The sequence below is a fragment of the Halanaerobium salsuginis genome, assembly GCF_900114545.1.
Classification (GTDB): Bacteria; Bacillota; Halanaerobiia; order Halanaerobiales; family Halanaerobiaceae; genus Halanaerobium; species Halanaerobium salsuginis.
In genome coordinates, this window is the sequence record NZ_FOTI01000014.1 from 45,058 (window position 1) to 66,090 (window position 21,033).

21 protein-coding genes and 1 pseudogene are annotated in these 21,033 nt (G+C 30.2%); 2 read left to right on the forward strand and 20 right to left on the reverse strand.

All coding sequences use genetic code 11. From position 1 onward, the window contains the following. Window positions 1-42: 42 nt before the first annotated feature. The 11 genes and pseudogenes from BMZ74_RS06315 to BMZ74_RS06360 all read right to left on the reverse strand — a co-directional run bounded on the left by BMZ74_RS06315 (window position 43) and on the right by BMZ74_RS06360 (window position 9,743). Entirely contained in the window at window positions 43-465 is a 423-nt protein-coding gene (locus BMZ74_RS06315; protein WP_089861153.1) for a YkvA family protein, read from the reverse strand. Window positions 466-669: 204 nt separating this feature from the next. Beyond that, window positions 670-1,542, reverse strand: coding sequence for an allose kinase (alsK, locus tag BMZ74_RS06320; protein ID WP_089861155.1), 873 nt, complete (start codon window positions 1,540-1,542; stop codon window positions 670-672). Between the two features lie 50 nt (window positions 1,543-1,592). After that, on the reverse strand, window positions 1,593-2,258 hold the full coding sequence (alsE, locus tag BMZ74_RS06325) for a D-allulose 6-phosphate 3-epimerase (protein WP_089861157.1): 666 nt from the start codon (window positions 2,256-2,258) through the stop codon (window positions 1,593-1,595). A gap of 19 nt (window positions 2,259-2,277) precedes the next feature. Continuing rightward, window positions 2,278-2,736 carry a ribose 5-phosphate isomerase B gene (rpiB, locus tag BMZ74_RS06330; protein ID WP_089861159.1) on the reverse strand — a complete coding sequence of 153 codons (459 nt, stop codon included), beginning with the start codon at window positions 2,734-2,736 and terminating at the stop codon, window positions 2,278-2,280. A gap of 16 nt (window positions 2,737-2,752) precedes the next feature. After that, complete coding sequence (alsC, locus tag BMZ74_RS06335; protein WP_089861161.1) at window positions 2,753-3,688, reverse strand: D-allose ABC transporter permease; 936 nt, start codon at window positions 3,686-3,688, stop codon at window positions 2,753-2,755. Then, a complete protein-coding gene (locus tag BMZ74_RS06340) occupies window positions 3,688-5,223 on the reverse strand; it encodes a sugar ABC transporter ATP-binding protein (protein ID WP_089861163.1) in 1,536 nt (511 codons plus the stop codon). Before BMZ74_RS06340 ends, alsC begins: the two co-directional genes overlap by 1 nt. 60 nt (window positions 5,224-5,283) lie before the next feature. Next, window positions 5,284-6,222 (reverse strand): D-allose transporter substrate-binding protein, encoded by a 939-nt coding sequence (alsB, locus tag BMZ74_RS06345; protein ID WP_089861165.1) that lies wholly within the window; start codon window positions 6,220-6,222, stop codon window positions 5,284-5,286. Between the two features lie 326 nt (window positions 6,223-6,548). Continuing rightward, window positions 6,549-7,547 (reverse strand): LacI family DNA-binding transcriptional regulator, encoded by a 999-nt coding sequence (locus tag BMZ74_RS06350; RefSeq protein ID WP_089861167.1) that lies wholly within the window; start codon window positions 7,545-7,547, stop codon window positions 6,549-6,551. 224 nt (window positions 7,548-7,771) lie between these two features. Then, window positions 7,772-8,896 (reverse strand): Gfo/Idh/MocA family oxidoreductase, encoded by a 1,125-nt coding sequence (locus BMZ74_RS06355; protein ID WP_177181382.1) that lies wholly within the window; start codon window positions 8,894-8,896, stop codon window positions 7,772-7,774. A 30-nt stretch (window positions 8,897-8,926) separates the two neighbouring features. Then, window positions 8,927-9,112: pseudogene (locus BMZ74_RS14815) on the reverse strand (flavodoxin family protein); the annotation flags it as partial. Between the two features lie 79 nt (window positions 9,113-9,191). Next, window positions 9,192-9,743 carry a nitroreductase family protein gene (locus BMZ74_RS06360; RefSeq protein ID WP_089861171.1) on the reverse strand — a complete coding sequence of 184 codons (552 nt, stop codon included), beginning with the start codon at window positions 9,741-9,743 and terminating at the stop codon, window positions 9,192-9,194. Between the two features lie 221 nt (window positions 9,744-9,964). Between BMZ74_RS06360 and BMZ74_RS06365 the strand changes: the two genes are divergently transcribed. Then, entirely contained in the window at window positions 9,965-10,531 is a 567-nt protein-coding gene (locus tag BMZ74_RS06365) for a TetR/AcrR family transcriptional regulator (protein WP_089861173.1), read from the forward strand. 84 nt (window positions 10,532-10,615) lie between these two features. Here the strand turns inward: BMZ74_RS06365 and BMZ74_RS06370 are convergent, their stop codons facing one another. The 9 genes from BMZ74_RS06370 to BMZ74_RS06410 all read right to left on the reverse strand — a co-directional run bounded on the left by BMZ74_RS06370 (window position 10,616) and on the right by BMZ74_RS06410 (window position 20,600). Next, window positions 10,616-11,866: an anaerobic sulfatase maturase gene (locus tag BMZ74_RS06370; RefSeq protein WP_089861175.1), complete on the reverse strand. Its 1,251-nt coding sequence runs from the start codon at window positions 11,864-11,866 to the stop codon at window positions 10,616-10,618. A 112-nt stretch (window positions 11,867-11,978) separates the two neighbouring features. Continuing rightward, window positions 11,979-13,388, reverse strand: a complete 1,410-nt coding sequence (locus BMZ74_RS06375) for a glycoside hydrolase family 1 protein (RefSeq protein ID WP_089861177.1) — start codon at window positions 13,386-13,388, stop codon at window positions 11,979-11,981. A 47-nt stretch (window positions 13,389-13,435) separates the two neighbouring features. Next, the gene (locus BMZ74_RS06380) at window positions 13,436-14,755 is read right to left on the reverse strand and encodes a 6-phospho-beta-glucosidase (RefSeq protein ID WP_089861179.1); all 1,320 of its coding nucleotides are present in this window, start codon (window positions 14,753-14,755) and stop codon (window positions 13,436-13,438) included. Then, window positions 14,745-15,086, reverse strand: a complete 342-nt coding sequence (locus BMZ74_RS06385) for a PTS lactose/cellobiose transporter subunit IIA (RefSeq protein ID WP_089861181.1) — start codon at window positions 15,084-15,086, stop codon at window positions 14,745-14,747. Before BMZ74_RS06385 ends, BMZ74_RS06380 begins: the two co-directional genes overlap by 11 nt. Window positions 15,087-15,138: 52 nt before the next feature. Then, window positions 15,139-16,482 carry a PTS sugar transporter subunit IIC gene (locus BMZ74_RS06390; protein WP_218142052.1) on the reverse strand — a complete coding sequence of 448 codons (1,344 nt, stop codon included), beginning with the start codon at window positions 16,480-16,482 and terminating at the stop codon, window positions 15,139-15,141. 94 nt (window positions 16,483-16,576) lie between these two features. After that, complete coding sequence (locus tag BMZ74_RS06395; RefSeq protein ID WP_089861183.1) at window positions 16,577-16,879, reverse strand: PTS sugar transporter subunit IIB; 303 nt, start codon at window positions 16,877-16,879, stop codon at window positions 16,577-16,579. Window positions 16,880-16,973: 94 nt separating this feature from the next. Next, window positions 16,974-17,231 carry an HPr family phosphocarrier protein gene (locus tag BMZ74_RS06400; protein WP_089861186.1) on the reverse strand — a complete coding sequence of 86 codons (258 nt, stop codon included), beginning with the start codon at window positions 17,229-17,231 and terminating at the stop codon, window positions 16,974-16,976. A gap of 314 nt (window positions 17,232-17,545) precedes the next feature. After that, entirely contained in the window at window positions 17,546-18,997 is a 1,452-nt protein-coding gene (locus BMZ74_RS06405) for a glycoside hydrolase family 1 protein (RefSeq protein ID WP_089861188.1), read from the reverse strand. 238 nt (window positions 18,998-19,235) lie between these two features. Beyond that, entirely contained in the window at window positions 19,236-20,600 is a 1,365-nt protein-coding gene (locus BMZ74_RS06410; protein ID WP_089861190.1) for a PRD domain-containing protein, read from the reverse strand. Window positions 20,601-20,818: 218 nt separating this feature from the next. Here BMZ74_RS06410 and BMZ74_RS06415 point away from each other — a divergent pair. Next, window positions 20,819-21,033: transposase family protein (locus tag BMZ74_RS06415; protein WP_177181383.1), on the forward strand; the 215-nt coding region annotated here is incomplete at its 3' end.

Sequence of the window (21,033 nt, forward strand, 5' to 3'; positions counted from 1 at the left end):
ATTATTACTTTGCAATTTATTTTTTCTGAACATATTTAAAAATCAACTTACTTCAATAACTCTTGTTTGATAAAGTTCTGCATGCTCTGCTTTCCATTCTTTGAAATTATCTATTTCATCACTTAACTGCTCAAACACAAGTTTAAAGGCATAAAGATCATCTAGAAAACCAAAGCCAGCTATCATATCAGGTATCAAATCAGTTGGTAAAATAAGATAAGCTAAAGCAGAAATGATTAGTCCCAGAGAACCATCATCAATCTGGTATTCTTCTTTTGAATAAGCTTCTAACATTTCAAGCAGAATTATTACTTTTTCTAAAAATTTAATTTTATCTTTTTTCTCCTGTAGAAAAACTTTTGTTCTCTGTAAGATTTTACTAACACTATCATGTCCTGTTCCCCATTTGTTAGCAAGTTTACCTAAAAATCTTATTATTTCATTTTCAGTAAAATTCTTATGCATTTTTATTCTCCCTTCACTTCTAAAAGCAAATTAGATTTAAAATATAACATGAAAATTCAACTAATAAAAAAATTTTTCAAGATTAATTTATTACTAATTTAATTTTAGCACTCCTGGGTTAATAAAACAAATATTTAATGGTCTAAACTAAAAAACCTGCCATAAAGACAGGTTTAAGCGGTTATTTAGTTTATTATTTTAATTTTAAGCATAAATTTTATTAAATCCATAAATCCCTGCGCCTAAACAACCTCCAAAGGTTTTCTGCTTTGTAGTCATAATTTGTAATTGTTCTGCAACAAATTTATTTCGCACTCTATTTTTTATTTCTTTTATTAAATAATCAAGTGGAAAAGCTCTCATTCCAAAAACTCCTCCCCCTAAAATAATAACTTCAGGATCTAATATATTAACAGCAACTATAATACCAAATAAGATATTTTCAATTATTGCCTGACTTTCTTGCCGGCCAGCAAAATCAATAAAAAAGTTTTCAATATTAGTTTGATATTCTTTAGTTAAATGACTTATCTTTTTACCTGCTGCATATAGTTCAAGACAGCCTTTATTACCACAGTTACACTGCTCTTTTGCTCCGGGAACTGGTATATGACCTAATTCTCCAGCAAATCCTCTTGTCCCTGTATATAATTTCCCATTTAAAATCATACTAAAACCAAATCCAGTTCCAATAAAAAAACCTAACACATTTTGAGGATTATCAGCTAAAAAACTATATTCTGCCAGCATAATTAAGTTAACGTCTTTTTCTATATAAACTGGTACTTTTAGCTTTTTTTCTAATTCAATTTTTAGATTTGCTTTTTCAAGCTCAATTACATTTGGGCAAGAAATAATTTTATTTTTGTTTACTATGCCTGGAATACCAAATATAACTGCTTTTATATCTTCTGCAAAATTTTCTCTAATTATTTTAAGTATACCTTTAATAAAATCTTTTTTTAAATTTGCTATTTCAGTAATAAATTCATTGCTGAGTTTAAGCTCTTTATCAACTAAAGCTAATCTTATATTTGTACCACCAATATCTATTCCTAAAATATATTCTGTCTTCATATACGTTTACTCCCATTCCCGTATTTTTATAAAGATAAGTTAACTTATCTTTATCTAAATGGTAAATATTTATTAGTTGCAGTTATTGCTTTTTCAATAGTATCTCCTTTTGAAAAGAAACCAGAACTTCCCAAAATATAAATATCTGCTCCAGCATTATAAAGCTGATTAATCGTTTTATCATTAACACTACCATCAACTTCAATTTCAAAATTTAAGTTATTCTTTTTCTTTACTTCAACTAATTTTTTTATTTTTTCCAACATTTCAGGAATAAAAGTTTGCCCTGCAAATCCAGGATCAACTGTCATAACAGTTATAAAATCAAGTTTATTATATAAATGATCTAGCAAATCAATCTTTTCAGATGGATTTAACACTATTCCAATTTTAATATTGTTGCTTTTTAATTTGTTAATAATTCTAAATGCCTGGCTGCTGATAGTTTCAAAATGAAAGGAAATAGAATCAACTTTAAGTTCAATTAAGCGGTCAATATAATCAGCTGGATTTGTAACCATCAAATGAACATTTACTGGTTTTTTCATCACACTATTTAATCTTTTAATAATATCAAAATTCAGGCTAACATTTGGTACATAATGACCATCCATAAAATCAAAATGAAAAAGATCTGTAAAGTCATTTATTTTAGAAATTTGTTCGCCAAGGTTATTATAATCTGCACACATAACTGAAACGGAAACTTTTTTCATGAAATCAACTCCTAATTTGTTATTCAATAGTAGAATTATTTTCTAAATCACTAATCATATCCAGCCGAATTTGATGTCTACCTCCTTCATAAGCCGTTTTTAACCAATGATCAACAATCATTTTGGCCAGTTCTACACCAACAACTCTTGATCCCATGGCCAGTACATTAGTATTGTTATGAAGAGCCGAGAACATTGCTGAATATGGTTCACTACAGGCACAAGCTCTAATTCCTTTTATTTTATTAGCAGCAATAGAAATTCCAATACCTGTTCCACACATGATTACAGCCTTATCAACTTCTCCAGTTAAAACCTTTGCTGCTGCTTTTCTGGCATAGATCGGATAATGAGTTCTTGCTTCACTATATGTACCAACATCAATTACTTCTTTAATATCTGATCTAGCTTCAAGATAAGCCAAAATTTCTTTTTTCAAACACAGACCAGCATGATCACTTGCTACAACGATTTTCATATTTTGCCTCCCAAATTTATTCTGTTCCCAGAAATTTATCTAAAGTAACTGATCCAATAATCAAAGCACCCATTAAAATTTGCTGATAATAAGTCTGCACATTTAATATATTTAAAGAGTTATTAATTAAACCAATAATCAAAGCACCAATAACCACTCCAAAAACTTTACCTTTTCCTCCAAAAAAACTTGTACCACCTATTATGGCAGAGGCTATCGCAAAAGTCTCATATCCAGAACCAGCTAATGGTTCAGCAGCACCCATTCTGGCTACCATTACTACTCCTGCTAGACCAGCACAAACTCCAGAAATTATGAAAACAATTATTTTTAACAATTTAGTATTTATTCCTGACAACCAGGCAGCTTCTTCATTACCACCAAGAGCATAAATGTTTCTGCCCAATCTTGTTTTTCTAGTTATAAAAGCTAAAAATATGGCTACAACTACTGCAATGATAATTGGAGTAGGAATCCCAAAAAAATCACCCGAAATAATACTGCCAAAATCTCTCGGTATATCATAAATAGGTCTTGCGTCAGAAATCATCAGAGTTATACCTCGATAAATTGTTGTTCCACCTAAAGTTACTATAAAAGGATGTAATCCAGTAAAAACAACTAAGTTACCATTAATTGCACCAATAAGTGCTCCTAAAACTACTCCTCCTAATAAGATTGAAAGAAACATATTAACTCCATGGCTTAATAAATAAGCAGTCACCATACCTGTCAACCCAAGTACAGAGCCCACTGATAAATCAATTCCAGCAATTAGTATAGCAAAAAATTCTCCCAGAGCAATTAAGATAGTAATCGCTGACTGCAATAATATTTGAACAAAATTATCAAATGTAAAAAAATATTCTGGAGATAAAATACTCATAATTATAACCAGTAAAATGAAAATTCCTAAAGTACCATATTTTTGCCAATAAACTCTTCTATTCATTAGTTATTTACCCCCATTTTTGATTTTCCAGTAGTTGCTGCATACATTATGTCTTCCTTATTAGCAGAACTAATTGGAAATATTTCTACAATTTTTCCTTCATGAACGACAGCAATTCGATCTGATACAGATAATAATTCTGTTAACTCAGATGAAATTAACATTATTGACTTTTGATGATTAGCCAATCTTTCTATTATACTGTAAATATTATGTTTAACACCTACATCAATTCCTCTAGTTGGTTCATCAAATATAAAAAGATCAATCCCTGCCTCTAACCATTTTCCAACAACTACTTTTTGCTGGTTACCTCCACTTAATTCTAGTACACTTTGATTAAGTGAACTGCATTTTAGATTAAGAGCACTAACTATATTAACAGCAATTTGTTTCTCTCTTTTTTGATGAAGAAGACCTGTTAAACCACTCAGAGAAGATGTTTTTAATAAATATGGCAGAGAACTATTTTGCCAGATTGTTAAATTATCACAAAATCCTTCCTCAGTTCTATTTTCAGGAATTAAACCAATTCCTTTTTTTAAAGCATGATAGGGATTTTTAATATTTACTATTTTATTTTTAAGCTTAATAGTACCTGAGTCTTTTTTATCTGCTCCAATTATGGCCCGGGCTATCTCAGTTCTGCCAGCTCCAATTAAACCAAAAAACCCTAGTATTTCACCTGTATAAATCTCAAAATTTATATTACTAAATCTATCTTTTTTATTCAGATTTTCAACTTTTAATTGAATTTTATCGCCAGCTGTACTTTTTTCTTTATGCTTATAACTAGATGAAAGTTCTTCTCCGACCATCATACTTACCAACTGATCAGGATTAGTATTATTTATCTGAACTGTATTAATATATTCACCATTTTTTAAAATACTAACTCTGTCACCAACTTCCATTACTTCATCAAGCTTATGTGAAATAAATACTATTCCAACACCATCTTTTTTGAGATTATTAATAATCTCAAATAATTTATTTATTTCTTCAAAGGTTAAAGAAGAAGTTGGTTCATCCATAATTATAATATCTGAATTTAGTGATAATGCTTTAGCTATCTCAATTAGTTGTTTTTGAGATATTTTTAAATTTTCAACTGTAGTTTCAGCGTTAATATTTTTCAAACCTACTCTTGCTAGAACTTTTTCAGTATCTTGATATAATTTTTTATTATCAATTGTATATTTAGTCTTAGCAGGCAGCCTGCCTAAAAATATATTTTCTGCAATTGATAATTCATTTATTAAACTTAACTCCTGATGAATAATACTAACCCCTTTTGCCTGGGCTTCCTTAGGTTGAATATTAGTACATTTTTTTCCTTTAATAAAAAACTCCCCAGCAGATAGATTATGTACCCCGGATAATATTTTCATGAGAGTAGATTTACCAGCTCCATTTTCTCCCAGCAAAACATGAACTTCACCTGCTCTTAAAGAAAAATTAACATTTTTTAATGCCTGCACACCACCAAAACTTTTAGAAACATTTTTCATTTCTACTAAAAAAGATTCAGCCATAATATCCTCTCCTTATAGCTTGACCAGCCTGCATAGGCTGGTCAAACTATTTTTACTAATTTATTTCACCAATAAAGAAGGTACTTCTAATTGTTGGGGAATATTTAAAGCCTGAATTAACAACCTTAAACCTGTTACCCCAATGTTATAAGGATCTTGTTTAATAGTAGCATCTAGCCTACCTTCTTTTACATACTTAATAGCTTCAGGAATACCATCAGTACCTACAATCAAAATATCACCTGATTTATTTTGATCTTCCACAGCTCTTACTACTCCTAAAGCCATTGTATCGTTAGCAGCATAAATAGCTTTAACATCAGGATATCTAGTTAAGATATTTGTTGTAACATCAATTGCTTTAGTTCGATCCCAATCAGCTGGCTGACTGGCAACAATTTGAAAGTTTTTGTTTTTAGAGATAGCTTTAGTAAAACCTTCTTTTCTATCTTCTCCAGAGGCATTTCCAGCTTTACCTTCAATAATAGCAATTTTTCCACCTGAAAGACTGCTTTTAACAAATTCTGCCGCCTGCATACCTACTTTAACATTATTAGTAGTAACAAAAGAATAAATATAACCACCAGATTTTCTTAATAAATCATTAGGAACTCTTTCGTCTAAATTAACCAACGGGATTCCTCTATCATTAGCTTTTGCAATAACATTAACTAAATTTCCTGGTGTAATCGGAGCAAAAGCTATCCCATCATAATTTCTATTTAACAAGTTTTCAAATAGTCTTAACTGCTCATTGGAATCACCTTCAGAAGAAACAGCATAAATATCTACCTGAACTCCCTGCTTTTCAGCTTCAGCTTTTATGCCTTCTTCCATTTCTGCCCAGAATGGATTGGCCAATGTCTTTAATAAAATACCAATTTTATAATTATTATTTGCTTTAACATTAGCCAATAAATCAGTATCTTGAGCTAAAACCAAACCATTAACCGAAATTAAAAACATAACTAATACAAAAAACATAATTATCTTTTTCATTTAAATCCCCCTTAGTAATTTTATTGATTAAATTAGCAAAACTTAAATTCTATTTAACCTCCTTCCCGATATAATTTAGACTCAAAATAAATTTTTAATAAAATAATTTACTGATTCACTTAAAACCCTAGATAAATCCCAATATTTTCTGAAATCGTTATTACAAATACCCAAAAAAAATAAACATTTTCTGAAATCGTTATTATATTTTATCAAAAAAATATTTTAAATTTATTTGATTTAAATTATAGCACTAAATTTTTTAATTGTCAAATTATTTAGTAAAAAAAGATTAAGCTGTTTATTCAGAAAATTAGTTCGAATTTTTAAGTAGTACTTTCCCGCTTAATTAAATATACCGGAAAATAAAAAGAATCTGCTTGACCCATGTTTTTATTATTAATTAGCTCAATTATTAGCTCAGCGCTTTTATGCCCAATTTTATCTATCTGCTGAGCAATGGTTGTAATACTAGGATTATAATATTTAGCAAACGGAATATTATCAAACCCAACTATTTGAATGTCAGCTGGTATTTGATAGCCTAGCTTACTTAAAGTTCTGATAGCACCAATTGCTAGTCTATCTGCTCCAGCAAATATACCATCAAATTTTATCTTATTATGTATTTTTAAAATTTTTTCTTTTATTTCTTTAAGATCAATTTTACTTTTTATTATATACTCTGGTCTAAAATCTATATTATAATCACGCAAAGCCGCTTGATAGCCTAATAATCTTTCGTTCATCGGAGAAACCAGTTTTTCATCTTTCAGCATTAAAATATCTCTACAACCATTTTCAATCAAATGTTTGGTAGCTAAATATCCTCCCTTTTTATTTTCACTTGAAATAAAATAGATATTTCTATCAGCACTAGGGCGTCTATCTATAACTACAACTGGTAAATCTTCAGGAAAGAGATCAAGATTTTCGTCAAAACCACTGCTAATAAAAATAAGACCATCAACAGATTTATCTAATAAGGCTTCAATATAGTTTTTTTCAATTTTAGGATTTTCATTTGAATTACATAATAATAAATTTATATTGTGCTCATTTAATTTTTCTTCGATTGACTTAGCAAGTTTACCAAAAAATTCATTAGTTATATCTGGCAAAATAAGTCCAACAGAGTTAGTTTTCTGAGTTCTTAATCCACGTGCAATTACATTAGGGCGATAGTTGAGTTTTTTAACAGCTGTATTTACTTTATTTTTAGTTTCATCAGTAACATATTTACCATTATTTAGTACTCGAGAAACAGTAGATACTGATACTCCAGCTTCTTTTGCAACATCTTTCATACTTATTTTAACAGACACCTTTTCCACTCCCTCAGATTAATTAAGCTCTGGCTAGTTAATAATTCAGACAATAAATATACTTAATTTATAAAATAAGTATATCATTACCTGATAAATTGAGCAAAATAAAATTTATATATAATCATCTCAAATAATGCCTTTTAAAAAAAACCGCCTTAAAAGGCGGATTCTTATTTAGTTAGCTTATATTTAATTATAGTTTAAAGTCAGTTATAAATATTCTATAATATAACTTTTTTACTACCAGCAGAAGCTGATTTATAAGCAGCATCTAAAACTTTTTGCACCTGATAACCAGCTTTAAAATCTGGTGTACCTGCAAAACTCCTTGACTCAGCTAGAGTAAGTAAAAACCAGACCAAACTTACTGTATGCAAATCAATCATTAACCCTTGTGATACATTGATCGCCTGATGAATTTTCAAAGTTCTATCTGTAAAATCATCACCTAACATTAATTCAGGGTTTATTCTGACCATTGCAGGACTATTATCATAAAGGGTTGGCATCTCAGGCTGATTAAAGTCAATATAAATTGCACCCTTATCACCAAAAATATGAAGCCTTAGTTCTTCATTACCTGGTGAAACTCGAGAAACTTCAGCAGATACATTTATTTCATTTTCTAATTGAAGCATTAGCAAAGCCCAATCATCAACATCTACTTTAGTTGATTTTCCATCACTATTCTTCCTTGTTTTTAGAAAAGTTTTGGTCCAGGCATTTAAACATTTAACTTCCCCTAACAAAAAATGAACTAAATCAATCACATGACTGCCTAAATCAACTAGTGCTCCACCACCAGATTTTTTATTTTGCAGACGCCAACTTATACCTACTTCTGGATTTAAATAGCGAGAATGATAATATTCTATTTTTGCAAACTTTATTTCTCCAATGGCATTATTCTGCAATAATGCATGAGCTTTAGCCACAGCTGGTAAAAATCTGTAAACAAAGGCTAATTGATTTTTACTATTTGATTTATCTAATGCAGTCATAATAGATTCTGCTTCTTTTAGATCTAAGCTTAATGGTTTTTCAGCATAAATATTTTTATCTGCTGCTAGAGATTTAATAATCTCAGGATGATGAATAAAATTAGGTGTACAGAGATCAATTAAATCAAGTTCTTCAACTTCTAAAAGTTCGTCAAAACTAGCTACTACATTCTCAAAGCCCAATTTCTTAGCGATAGTTTCTTTATCTGACTTATGAGTTGTTGCAAGAACTTTAAAATCAACTTCTAACTGCTGAGGAAGATCTAGCAAAAATAAATTTTTCAAACCTAATAAATGTGTTTTAGAAATCCCTCCCAGACCACTTAAACCATAATTAAATTTCATAAATAACTCCTCCATTTTCTTGATTTATTGCTAACGAATAAAATTCAGAAAGGTTTTGTCTTCTTGTTGCGGCCTTTCTACTTTATTTTCACCAGCTTCTACAAGTTTTAGAGCCCAACTCATATTTTTAGCTAAAACACGCAAAATTTGCTTACCTTCCTCATCCTGACTAATGTCTCCTGGAGCTGTACCATAAATGATATTCCAGTAATTAGCTAAGTAAAACCTGGGCTGTATTCCCTTTATTTTTAGGGCTGCCGTTAACAGCTACTATTTTCATCTTTAATCCCTCCCCTTATTTGATATAATTAATTACATCTTCTTTTCTGGGAGAAGGACCAGCAATCTTACTAGCTTTATAACCTACTGCAACTGCATAAAAGGGCTGATAATTTGTTGGTAAGTTGAGCTTTTCAACTTCTTTCTCCAGCTTAAATAAAAATCTAGCTAAACCAATCCAGACAGTTCCCAGCCCAATACTCTCTGCTGCTAAGAGAATATTTTCAATTGCCGCAGAACAATCAACTAGAGCAGATTGGACAGATTCTTTACCAGAAACTATGATTATTGTTGGCGCTTGATAAAACACGCTCTCCATATTTTTACTCATTTTAACTAGCTGTTTATTATCTGATTTTATCATTTCCGACTTTATTTTGTCACTCATTTCATTAATCATTTCTTTATTTTGAATAACTGTAAAGTGCCAGGGCTGTATATTATTAGCAGAAGGAGCCTGGATTGCTGCATCTAATAAGGTCTGCAGTTCAACATCTTTAATCTGCTCTGCTTTATATTTTCTAATACTACGCCTGGACTTAATAACTTTGAGAACTTCATTTTCCATAATTAAGCATCTCCTTTATTAATACTTTTTAAAAATATTAACTATCGACTATTCACTCTAGTGATTATCTTAACATTTGCTTAATTTATTGTCAATATTTCAAAATAGATTTATTTAAAGTATATTTTATGCTATAATTTATTTATATAAGTTTATTTAGATTTTATATATAGTTATATATATTATTTTTATAGAGTATTTAGTCAAAAAGGAGTCAGATTATGTCAAAAAAAGATTTAATATTAAAAGAAGCATTATCTCTATTTATTACTTATGGTTTTAATGCAACTCCAACTTCAAAAATTGCTGAAAAAGCAAAAGTTTCAAATGGAACTTTATTTTATTATTTTCCTACTAAAGAGGATTTATTTAAACAACTATATTTAAATATCAAGAATTCACTTCACAATAGGCTTATTAAAAATCTCACTAAAAAAATGACAACTAGACAAAAAATTAAAGATATCTGGTTAAATTATGCCGGCTGGGGAATTGAAAATCCCGAATATTTTTTATTCTGGGAACAATTTTATAAATTACCAGCTAAGAACTGCTGTACTGAATTAAATCAAAATAATGATGCTCACTTTGATTTTATTTCTGAAATTATTAAAATAGGAATTAAAGAGGAAAGTTTACAAAATATCGAGGTTAATCTAATTTTAAATTTTTTCAATGCATCTGTTAGTGCAATTCTACACTACAAATGTAAAAATAAACTGAAAGTTGAGCCTGAGTATCTAGAACAGGCTTTTTTAATGTTCTGGCGGGGGATTGTTAATATTTAAATTAAGTCTGCCTGACAGAAACAAATCAATTTTGTCAGGCAGTTTTTTAATAAAATATTAATACTAATCAACTAATATTTACTTTTATAAACAACATTTTTTATATTTTTTCCCACTACCACAGGGGCAGAGATCATTACGCCCCACATCCCATTTTTCTTTGTAAATCTTCTGCATTTCCTGCCTCATTATAGCTGGTGATTTTTGCTGTTTAACCAGCAAAGCTAATTTTTTCATATAAACATCTATATAAGCAAAGAAAAGTTTATATCCATCACAAAGATAATTCAGTTTACATTTATCACCAGTATCTATAATTCTGTTTTTGGGACATCCTCCATTACAAATAAATAGGTAGTCACATATCAGACATTTTTGATTCAAATTTTCTCTTTTGGCTCTACCAAATTCATATTGTTTTTTTGAATTCATCATTTCTAAAATACTTTTATCATTAATATTACCCAGCTTGTATTCAGGATCAACAAAGTGATCGCAAGAATATAAGTCTCCATTGTACTCCATTACAGGCCCTTTTCCACATTCAGAATTAAAAACACATAAATTCGCCTGCCTACCCAAATAAACTCCCAGAACTTCTTCAAATATCTGCACATATACTTCTCCAATATCTGTTATCCACTGATTAAATATCTTAATCAAAAACTTGGCATATTCGATTGGCTTAACTGATCTGGCAGTTAAATCACCTTCTTGATCAAGTTCAACAATTGGTATAAACTGCATAAAATTTACTTTTAAATCTTTTAAAAAATTATATACTTCATTTGGCTGCTGTGAATTTGAATCATTCACAACTGTTAATATATTATAATCAACTTGATAATTTTTCAATTTTTCCAATCCAGCTAAAACTTTTGAAAGGCTGCCCTGCCCTAATTTATCTTTCCGATATTTATTATGCAGAGCAGCCGGGCCATCAATACTTATTCCAACTAAAAACTTATTTTCTTTTAAAAATTGTGCCCACTGGTCATTAAGCAAAGTTCCATTTGTTTGCAATGAATTTTCTACATGCCAGCCAGCAGGTAAATATTTTTGCTGCAATTCAATTACTTTTTTAAAAAAATCAATACCTCTTAAAGTTGGTTCACCACCCTGCCAACCAAATTGTACAATCGGTCCAAGTACAGCATCCAGATACTGTTTTATATATTTTTCTAATATTTTTTCTGACATTTTAAATTTATTTTCAGCTGGATAAAGATTTCTTTTATCTAAGTAGTAGCAATATTCACAATTCAGATTGCAAATTGAAGCAGCTGGAAAAGCCATTAAACTGAAATTATATTTATTTTCTGCTAAATTATACATTGAATAATTCAATCCTTTATAATTTTTAATTTATTAACTATTACATTTATTATTTCAGTAAATTAACAGCCTGTCAATCTCAAAATTATTTTCTTTAATAAACTAGCTCTACTTATAATTCTTGCCCATTAGTTGCGATGACATTTTTATACCAATAAAAACTCTTTTTTCTGATTCTCCGTAAATCTTTTAAGTCAAATTCATCTCGATCTACATAAATAAATCCATAACGCTTATTAATTCCTTGATGTGTACTTACTAGATCAATAGCTGACCAGGGACAATAACCAAAAACTTCAACTCCATCAGTTAAAGCAAGCTGTAGCTGTTTAAGATGACTTCTTAGATAATTAATCCTATAATCATCATTAATTGTATCTTCAGCTTCTAATTTATCATAAGCCCCAAGTCCATTCTCAGTAACAATTAATGGTAAATTATATCTGCTGTAAATTTCCCGCAATGTTGTTCTAAAACCAACTGGATCAATTTCCCAACCAAATTCTGTTTCTGCCAAATATTCATTTTGCTGACGTCTGTATAAGCCTGGTTCATTGTCAACAATCTGCTGATCTCCCTTAAATCTATTTTCTGCTTCAGCTTTAAAATCCTCTGCAACTGTAGCTGTTGTATAATAATTAAAAGCTATAAAGTCAGGCTTTCCTGCTTTTAAAATTTTTAAATCATTACTTTTTAGTTGAGGTGTAATATTTTTTTCCTGCATAAAGCTCCAGGCTGTTGCATTATATCTTCCAAAAACTGCAGCATCTAAATAAAGCCAGTTTCTAATGGCAGAATAATTGTTTGCAGCTAAGATGTCTTCTGGCTTCGAAGAAGCGGGATAAATACTAATAATATTCGGAGCAGGACCGATTTTACCATTTTTTACTTTTTGATGATAAAGATTAAAAACTTTTGCCTGAGCCACTAACATGAGGTGGTTTGATTGATATAGCTCTTGCTTAATATCTTTAGAATCATCATCCAGCAAACCAAAAGCATTACCATGTAAAATCATCATATTTTGTTCATTAATTGTCAGCCAGTATTTAACCCGATCTCCATATTCTTCAAATAGTATCTCTGCATAATTAACAAAAGCTGCTATCGTATCTCTATTTGTCCAGCCTCCTTTTTCTTTTAAGGCCAGCGGAAGATCAAAATGATAAATTGTCACCAGTGGTTCAATATTATATTTTAACAGCTCATTAATTAAGCTATTATAAAAGTCTATTCCCTGCTGATTTATTTTACCCATTCCTTCTGGAAAAATTCTCGTCCAGGCAATAGAAAACCTATAAGTTTTAAAACCCATTTCAGCCATTAAAGCTATATCCTCTTTATAGTGATGATAATGATCACTTGCAACTTTAAAATCGGCAACATCTTCTGGATGATTACCAACATCCATTACTGATAAACCTTTACCAGCTTCATTCCATGCTCCTTCAACCTGATAAGCAGATGTAGATGCTCCCCAGAAAAAATCAGCTGGAAAATCTTTTAATTTTTTATGAATCACTATACTCATCCTCCTATAAGTAAGTTAGTCTTAAATTCAGAAATAATTTAATTATTAACTTTAAATTGAGGTAAATAGTCAATGTTTTCTGAAATTATATCAGCCAATAAATCTTTAACAATACTACTTTCTACTAATGGATGAATTGTAAGTGCCTGAAAAGCAGCATTATAATCACCATGAACTCCTGCTTCAATTGTAAGAGTTTCATATTCATTAACAACTTGCAGTAAGCCTTTAATTTGAGATGGTAGCGGATCTGAATTTAAAGGAGTAGCACCATTTTTACCAACATAGGAAGTTCTTTCAATTACAGAATCATTTGGTAGACAATTTACTGTACCATTATTTTTTACATTTACATAATGGATAGTTCCTTTATCATTATAAATTGCACTAATTAAGTCACAGGCAGCATCAGAATAATATTGACCCCCTCGTTCTTCTAGCTCTTTAGGCTTAACTTTTAAATCTTCATTTTTATACAGTTCGAAGAGACTTGCTTCCAATTTTTTAACAACCTCTCCTCTGGTACCTTCATTTCTAGCAGCTTTAATCTCTTCTTTTAGCATTAAATCTGTCAGATAATAATACCTATGGTAGGGACAAGGTAACATTCCAACTGAATTAAGCAAATCTGTACCCCATTCATAATCTGGTATATTTTTTACTCCTCTGAAATTACCACTTGCAAGCTTAGTAATTACTTCATTAATTTTGTTTTCACCATTTAGGTAAGCAGCCCTTCCCCAGACAAGATGATTTAAACCAACAAAATCCATTCTTAATTTATCTGCAGCTGTCTCTAAAATTTCTGCAGTCATCTTTTCCATTACAATTGGAACATTACAAAGACCAAGTACTTTAATATCTGTATATTTACTAACTGCTTCAGTTATAATTCCACTTGGATTAGTAAAATTAATTAACCAGGCATCAGGAGCAAGTTCTGCCATATCTTTAGCAATATCTAAAATAACTGGAATAGTTCGCAAGGCTTTTGCCATACCACCAGCACCAGTTGTTTTCTGGCCGATACAATTATATCTCAATGGAATTTTTTCATCTCTAATTCTAGCCTCCAGTAACCCTACTCTAAATTGGGTTGTAACAAAATCTGCATCTTTAATTGCTTCTCTTCTATCTAATGTCAGGTGAATATTAATATCTACACCTGCTTCTTTAACCATTCGACGGGCAAGCTGACCAACAATTTCTAGCTTCCATTTTCCAGCTTCAATATCAACTAAATATAGATCTTTTACAGGTAATTCAGCATACCTTTTAATAAATCCTTCTATAATCTCGGGAGTATAACTGCTGCCACCACCAATTGTTGCTATTTTTAAACCTCTCTCAACTGGCATTTTCATTGCCCCTTTCATGCTTTAATTTATATAATTCTTTTTGGGTTTTAATCATTTCCTCAATTAAATCTTTAGTTAAAGTTGCACTTGTTAAATGATCTTGAGCATGAACCATTAAAATACCTACTTCTGTTTTTTCACCTTGTGCTTCTTTAGTTATTAGCTCTGTTTGAATATCATGAGCCTCATGAAAAAATTCTTTGCATTCTTTCAAAGTTTCATTTGCCTGATCAAATTTTCCTTCCCTGGCAAAATTAAGGGCTTCGAAAGCTAACCCTTTTGCATTACCAGCTGCAGTTATGATTTTAAATACTATTTCTTCATTAGTCATATTTTCACCCCTAATTAATTTTTATTTACTATTTTTATAAATTATCTATTTACTAGGCACTAGCAGTTACCTCTCTATCAGCTTCTGCCTTTGCATTAGCCCTTTCTTCTTCTACAAGTGGTTTTTCATAAATCTTAAAAAATGGATAGTACATTATACCTGATAAAATAAATAAAATGAATACCCAGACTACTGCTCGCCAGTCTAAAGTAGCTATAAAAGCCCCAATTGGAGCAGGAGTTGTCCATGGCCCCATTGCAAATCCTTTAGTTATTAATCCTAAATCAGTAACTATATACGAGAGAACCCCCAAAATTGGAGAAATAAAAACAAATGGAAAAAACATTATTGGATTTAAAACCATTGGCGCTCCAAAAATAATGGGCTCATTAATGTTAAATAAACCAGGCAAAATAGCTATTTTACCAACACTACTCAGCTGTTTTGACTTACTTCTCGCCATTAAAAATGCTAGAGCCAGAGTTGCCCCAGATCCCCCAATACAAATCATAAATGCCCACATAGGTCTGGTATAGACATACTGCATACTTTCTCCTGCCATCCGTAATTCAGCATTAATATTAAAATTCTGGATTATAAAAGGATAAAGCACTGCCCCAACTGTAGTAGCACCATGAATACCAGCAAACCATAATAATTGACATAACAATACTGTAAAGAAAACTCCGTAAGGACTGTCAACCGCGCCAACTAAAGGCTGCATCATTGTCATAATTGCTTCTGGTACTAACATTCCACTCATACTCTGAACTATTAGACTTAATCCATAAAAAACAATCATCAGCGCAAAAGCTGGAATTAAACTAGCAAAAGAGTTAGCTACTGCAGGAGGAACACCATCAGGCATTTTAATTTCAATATTTTTATCATCCATAAACTTCATAATCTCTACAGATAAAAGTCCAACTATAATTGCTGTAAATAATCCCTTTGCATCTAGATAGGTCGCTGGTAAAGCTCCATCTGTTGCTGGTGCAGTAACTACCAGATAAGACATTAATGATAATAAAATTGCACTAAGCTGATTTAACTTATAATGTTTAGCCAGATTATTAGCAATTCCAATTACTGCAAAAATTCCCAGTAAGGCCATTGACATATTGTAAGGCATCATAATTGTAGAAGAATTTGCATCTGCCCAATTTTTCCAGGTAAGCAGCATCCTGATTAATAAATTAGGATCTGTTCCAACTGTATTGGGATCAATTGGAGGAAACCTTAAGATTAACATAACACTACCTAAAATTGTAAATGGAATTATCCCAATCATACCATTTTTAACTGCTGTTACATGCCTCTGATTAGCGATCTCTCCCATTACTGGCATAAATTTATTTTCTAAAAAAGCCATAAACTTATCTTGAATTTTACTCATTTAAAATCCTCCTTGAAATTTATCTGAATTTTTAAACACAAAATACTTCAGTGACTTTTCAGTTTAAAAAAAGTAGATTTAGCAGTTCCGCTAATTATTTAATTAGTGACAATGCATGATCTAAAACTTTTTTGCCATCTGCCATACCATAAGCAGCTGTTTCAATTACTTCTACCGGCACATTATTTTCTGCTCCTATTTTTTTAAATGGTTTCAATTTATACCTAATTTGTGGACCTAATAATGCAACATCATATTCTGCAATAATATCTTCAAATTTTTCAACAGGTTCTGCTTTAATCTTGACCTCTAAACCACGCTTTGCAGCCTCTTTTTCCATTTTCTGAACTACCAGACTTGTACTCATACCTGCATTACAAACTAATAAAATATTCATAAATTTCTCCTCCTTTTATGGACTAAAACATATTTTAAATATTATTAAGATATAATTTTTTACTTTATTTTTAAATTATTTATTAAAAAATTGACTATTTAAAACTATTAACTAGTGTTTTTAAATCTTTTATAGCTTTTGCTTCATCTTTTCCCCTGGCTTTCAAAATAATGTTATCACCAAAAGCAGCTCCTAAACTCATTAAAGCAATTATGCTTTTAGCATTGACACTTCGATTGTTTTTTTCAACTTCAATTTCAGATTGATAAGCTTGCGCCTTACTAACAAATTTTGCTGCTGGTCTAGCATGTAAACCAGTCTTATTTTTTAATTCAATTGTACAGCTTTTCAATCACTTCCCCCCCCTTTCTAAAACTTGATATTGTATAACTAAAAATTATCTGGTATTAGTTTCACCTAATATATATGCATTTATCATTCCAAAAATTAAAATAATTCTAAAAAATAATTATTTTCTTAAAATCATTAATATAACAGGCTTTAAGCAGCTTAATTTATTTTTATCTGCTTATACATAATAAAAAAAGATAACTAATATAATAAAATTAGTGTGCAAAATATTTCTGCACACTAATTATTAAACCACACATTAAGTTAAATATATTTAGTCAATTTTCTTATAGTCTAAAATTTTATCTTTAATTATTAGCTTAAATTTTCCCCATTACTTGCAATAACTTTTTTATACCAATTAAATGAATCTTTTTTTAATCTTTTTAAACTACCAATTCCCTGATCATCTTGATCAACATAAATAAAACCATAGCGCTTACTCATTTGAGATGTTGAAACACTTATGCAGTCAATTGGGGCCCAACTAGTATAACCAAGTAATTCAACCCCCATTTCAACGGCTTTTTTCATTTCTCTTAAATGCTCTCTAAAATAATCAATTCTATAATTATCATGTATCTTACCTGCTTCAACAGTATCCTTAGCCCCCATACCATTCTCAACAATCATTAAAGGTATTTGATAGCGATCATATAACTCAAGTAAAGAAATTTTAAGGCCAACAGGGTCGATCTGCCAACCCCAGTCAGTTGATTCTAAATAGGGATTTTTAACTCCTGTCATTGTATTTCCAGCTGTCTTTTCTTTGCTAGAGTCAGAAGATACTGTTCTGGACATATAATAACTAAATGATAGAAAATCAACAGTATTTTCTTTTAATATTTGTTTATCTGCTTCTTTAAACTTAATATCTATTTTCTCTTTAATTAAATATTTTTTATATAGTTCGGGATATTCACCCTTAATTTGAATGTCTGCATGAGCAAGATTAGCTAAGTTACTCTGCAAAGCAAGTTCAACATCTTCTGGTTTACAGGTATGAGGATAAGTGGTAAGCTTTGTTATCATAGCACCTATTTTACAATCACTCACTACTTGTCGACATTTTTGGGCAGCCAATGCTGCTGCAATATATTGGTGATGTAAGGCTTGATAAATGTCATTTTTATATTCTCCTTTAGCCGATTGATCTTCTACTATACCAGCAGTAATAAAAGGATGCCTGCTTACACTATCAATTTCATTAAAAGTTAGCCAATATTTAACATAATCACCAAACTGTTCAAAACATATTTTAGAAAATCTTAAAAATAGTTCAACTAATTTTCTATCTGCCCAACCATTATATTTTAAACTTAACTGCAGAGGCATCTCATAATGGGAAAGAGTAACTATCGGTTCAATCTTGTATTTCTGCAATTCTTTTAAGATTGCAAGATAATAGTCTATTCCTGCCTGATTAGGCTCATTTTCTTCTCCAGTTGGAAAAATTCTGGTCCAGGCAATAGAAAATCTTAATGCTTTAAATCCCATTTCAGCAAAAAGAGCGATATCTGACTTATAATTATGATAAAAATCTATTCCTCTCCGCTTAGGATAAAACTTAGTGCTTTCATTTGCAATAGCTTCTTTAATCATTTTAGAATCTATTTGGTGTTGGCCGGCATAGTCTTCGACATCTAAATTAGGCTTATACCTCTTAATATCTGCTACTGACATACCTTTCCCTCCTTCATTCCAGGCACCTTCAACCTGATTTGCCGATATAGCTCCTCCCCATAAAAAGTCATCTCTTAGTTGCATATTATCTACCTCCAATAAAATTTTAGAAAAACTGCTTTATAAATAAAAAATACGCTACTTATCTAGTTATATTTAATATGCATTTATTATTCCATAATTTAAAATGCTTATTGATTTAATTGCTTATAGAGGCTGTTAGACAGCGATTTAAATTATTTATAATTAATTAAAATTTAATCCTTAAAGATAAAGAGTGTGCATTTAATGCACACTCTTTAAAATATTTTAATTATAAAACTTAGTTATATAAAAACATTTCCGTTAAATAAGCTTTTTCATCTTCAGTTATTTTTATATCATATCGATTTTCTAGTTTTGTAACTTCTTCAGTAATAAGTGAAAAATATTTTTGATATTGCTTAATAAATTTATCCAGGTCTTGATAGCTATGTCGTTTACCGCCATTTTTTGCATTTTCAATTACATATCCTAAGTGAATTATAATTCCAATTTTTACTCCAAAATCCAAAGTTTTAGCAAAACTACTTTCCAAATTATTTACTGTTTTTCTTAAATATTCAACAAGCTGAAAACTATTAAAGTTAGTAAATTGCTCCTTTAAAGAATTTTTTATATTAAAAAACATAGCTTCCTGTTTCAATAATACTTTTAATTTTTCGATGCCATCTTTTGCTAAAATATCTACAGCTGAAATATAATTAATTGAATCTAACTTTAAAGGCATTGTACTAACAACAGCTAAAATATTATATTGCTGTTGTAATTTCTTTATTTCTTTTTCTAAATTATCATCTTTTCGCAAACTAAGATTAATTATTCGGTAGTCTAAATCAACATCTAAATTTTTTTCAATTATTTTTTCTAGTTCTTTAGCAGCACCATCTCCAGTATAGCAAGCTGTAATTATAGTATAGCCTTTTGAAATATTATTATTTTGAATAAAATTGCTAGTTGGATCATCTTTAATTTCAAAATTTTGTTGGTAACTCTCTCCACCAATTTCATTAACAGAGTTAATTATATCTATAAATGAATCACCAAGTACAGCTTTACGAGCGGCCTCCAAAATAGCTGGAGTACTGCTCATTGTAACTGTTTCAATTTTTATACCAGTTTCTTCTGCAATTAAAGTTCCAAAACTATTTAAAGAACCCATGTCAACCATAATAACAACACCATTTCCTTTGTTAATTTCTTTAACTTTTTCTTTTGCTTTTTGATAAGCTTGATTAGGACTCATTTCCAGAGGCATATCAATAGCTACTGCATGATCCTCTCCCACTAAATTGTTTACAACTTCAGTCATACTACTGGCAGTAGATTTACCATGCATAATAACTAATATTCCTACTTTACCTAATTTATTTTCTCCATAGTTATAAGGTTTTTCAGTTAGAAACATACTTAGATAGCCAATCTCATCCAGAGGAGTTTTCAAAGAGAATTTTTGATCAATAACTGAAGCAATTTCCAGAGCAGTTATAAATTCACGGCTATGTTCTGAACGAATCTCATTTAAATTAGGATGATAAATTTTATTATTGTTTTTTATTCTCTCAATACTTCTTTTTAAATGAAGAGCAAGTCCATAATATATTTTTTCACTATAACTTCTATCTAATCTACTTTGAGCTAAATCCAATATTTCTTCTACTAACTCTACAATATCTTCTCCAACAATTTTTTCGATTTTACTTTTTTTAAAATTAGCTCATAAATCCCCTAAATAATTTGGTTGTATAATTAATGTTGTGAAGAAAAAACTGTAAATCTAAAAATATCTAAATAAAAAAGGCATTTGCCTGGCTCCGTTGAATTAAATAGTTACAACACCAAAAATTCAATAAAGGAGTCAAGCAAATGCATAATAATCTTATCACAGATTTAATGGATTTACCAGACCTAGTTGCAACAGATTTAATTAAAACGGAGGAATATTTAGTTTTTGTAGCTGACTATAAAATAGATCATGTTAAATGTCCTGTCTGCGGCAAAAAAGCAGAAAAGATTCATGATAGAAAAACTCAAATGATTCAGGATACTTCTCTTCGAGATAAAAAAACAGTTATTAGACT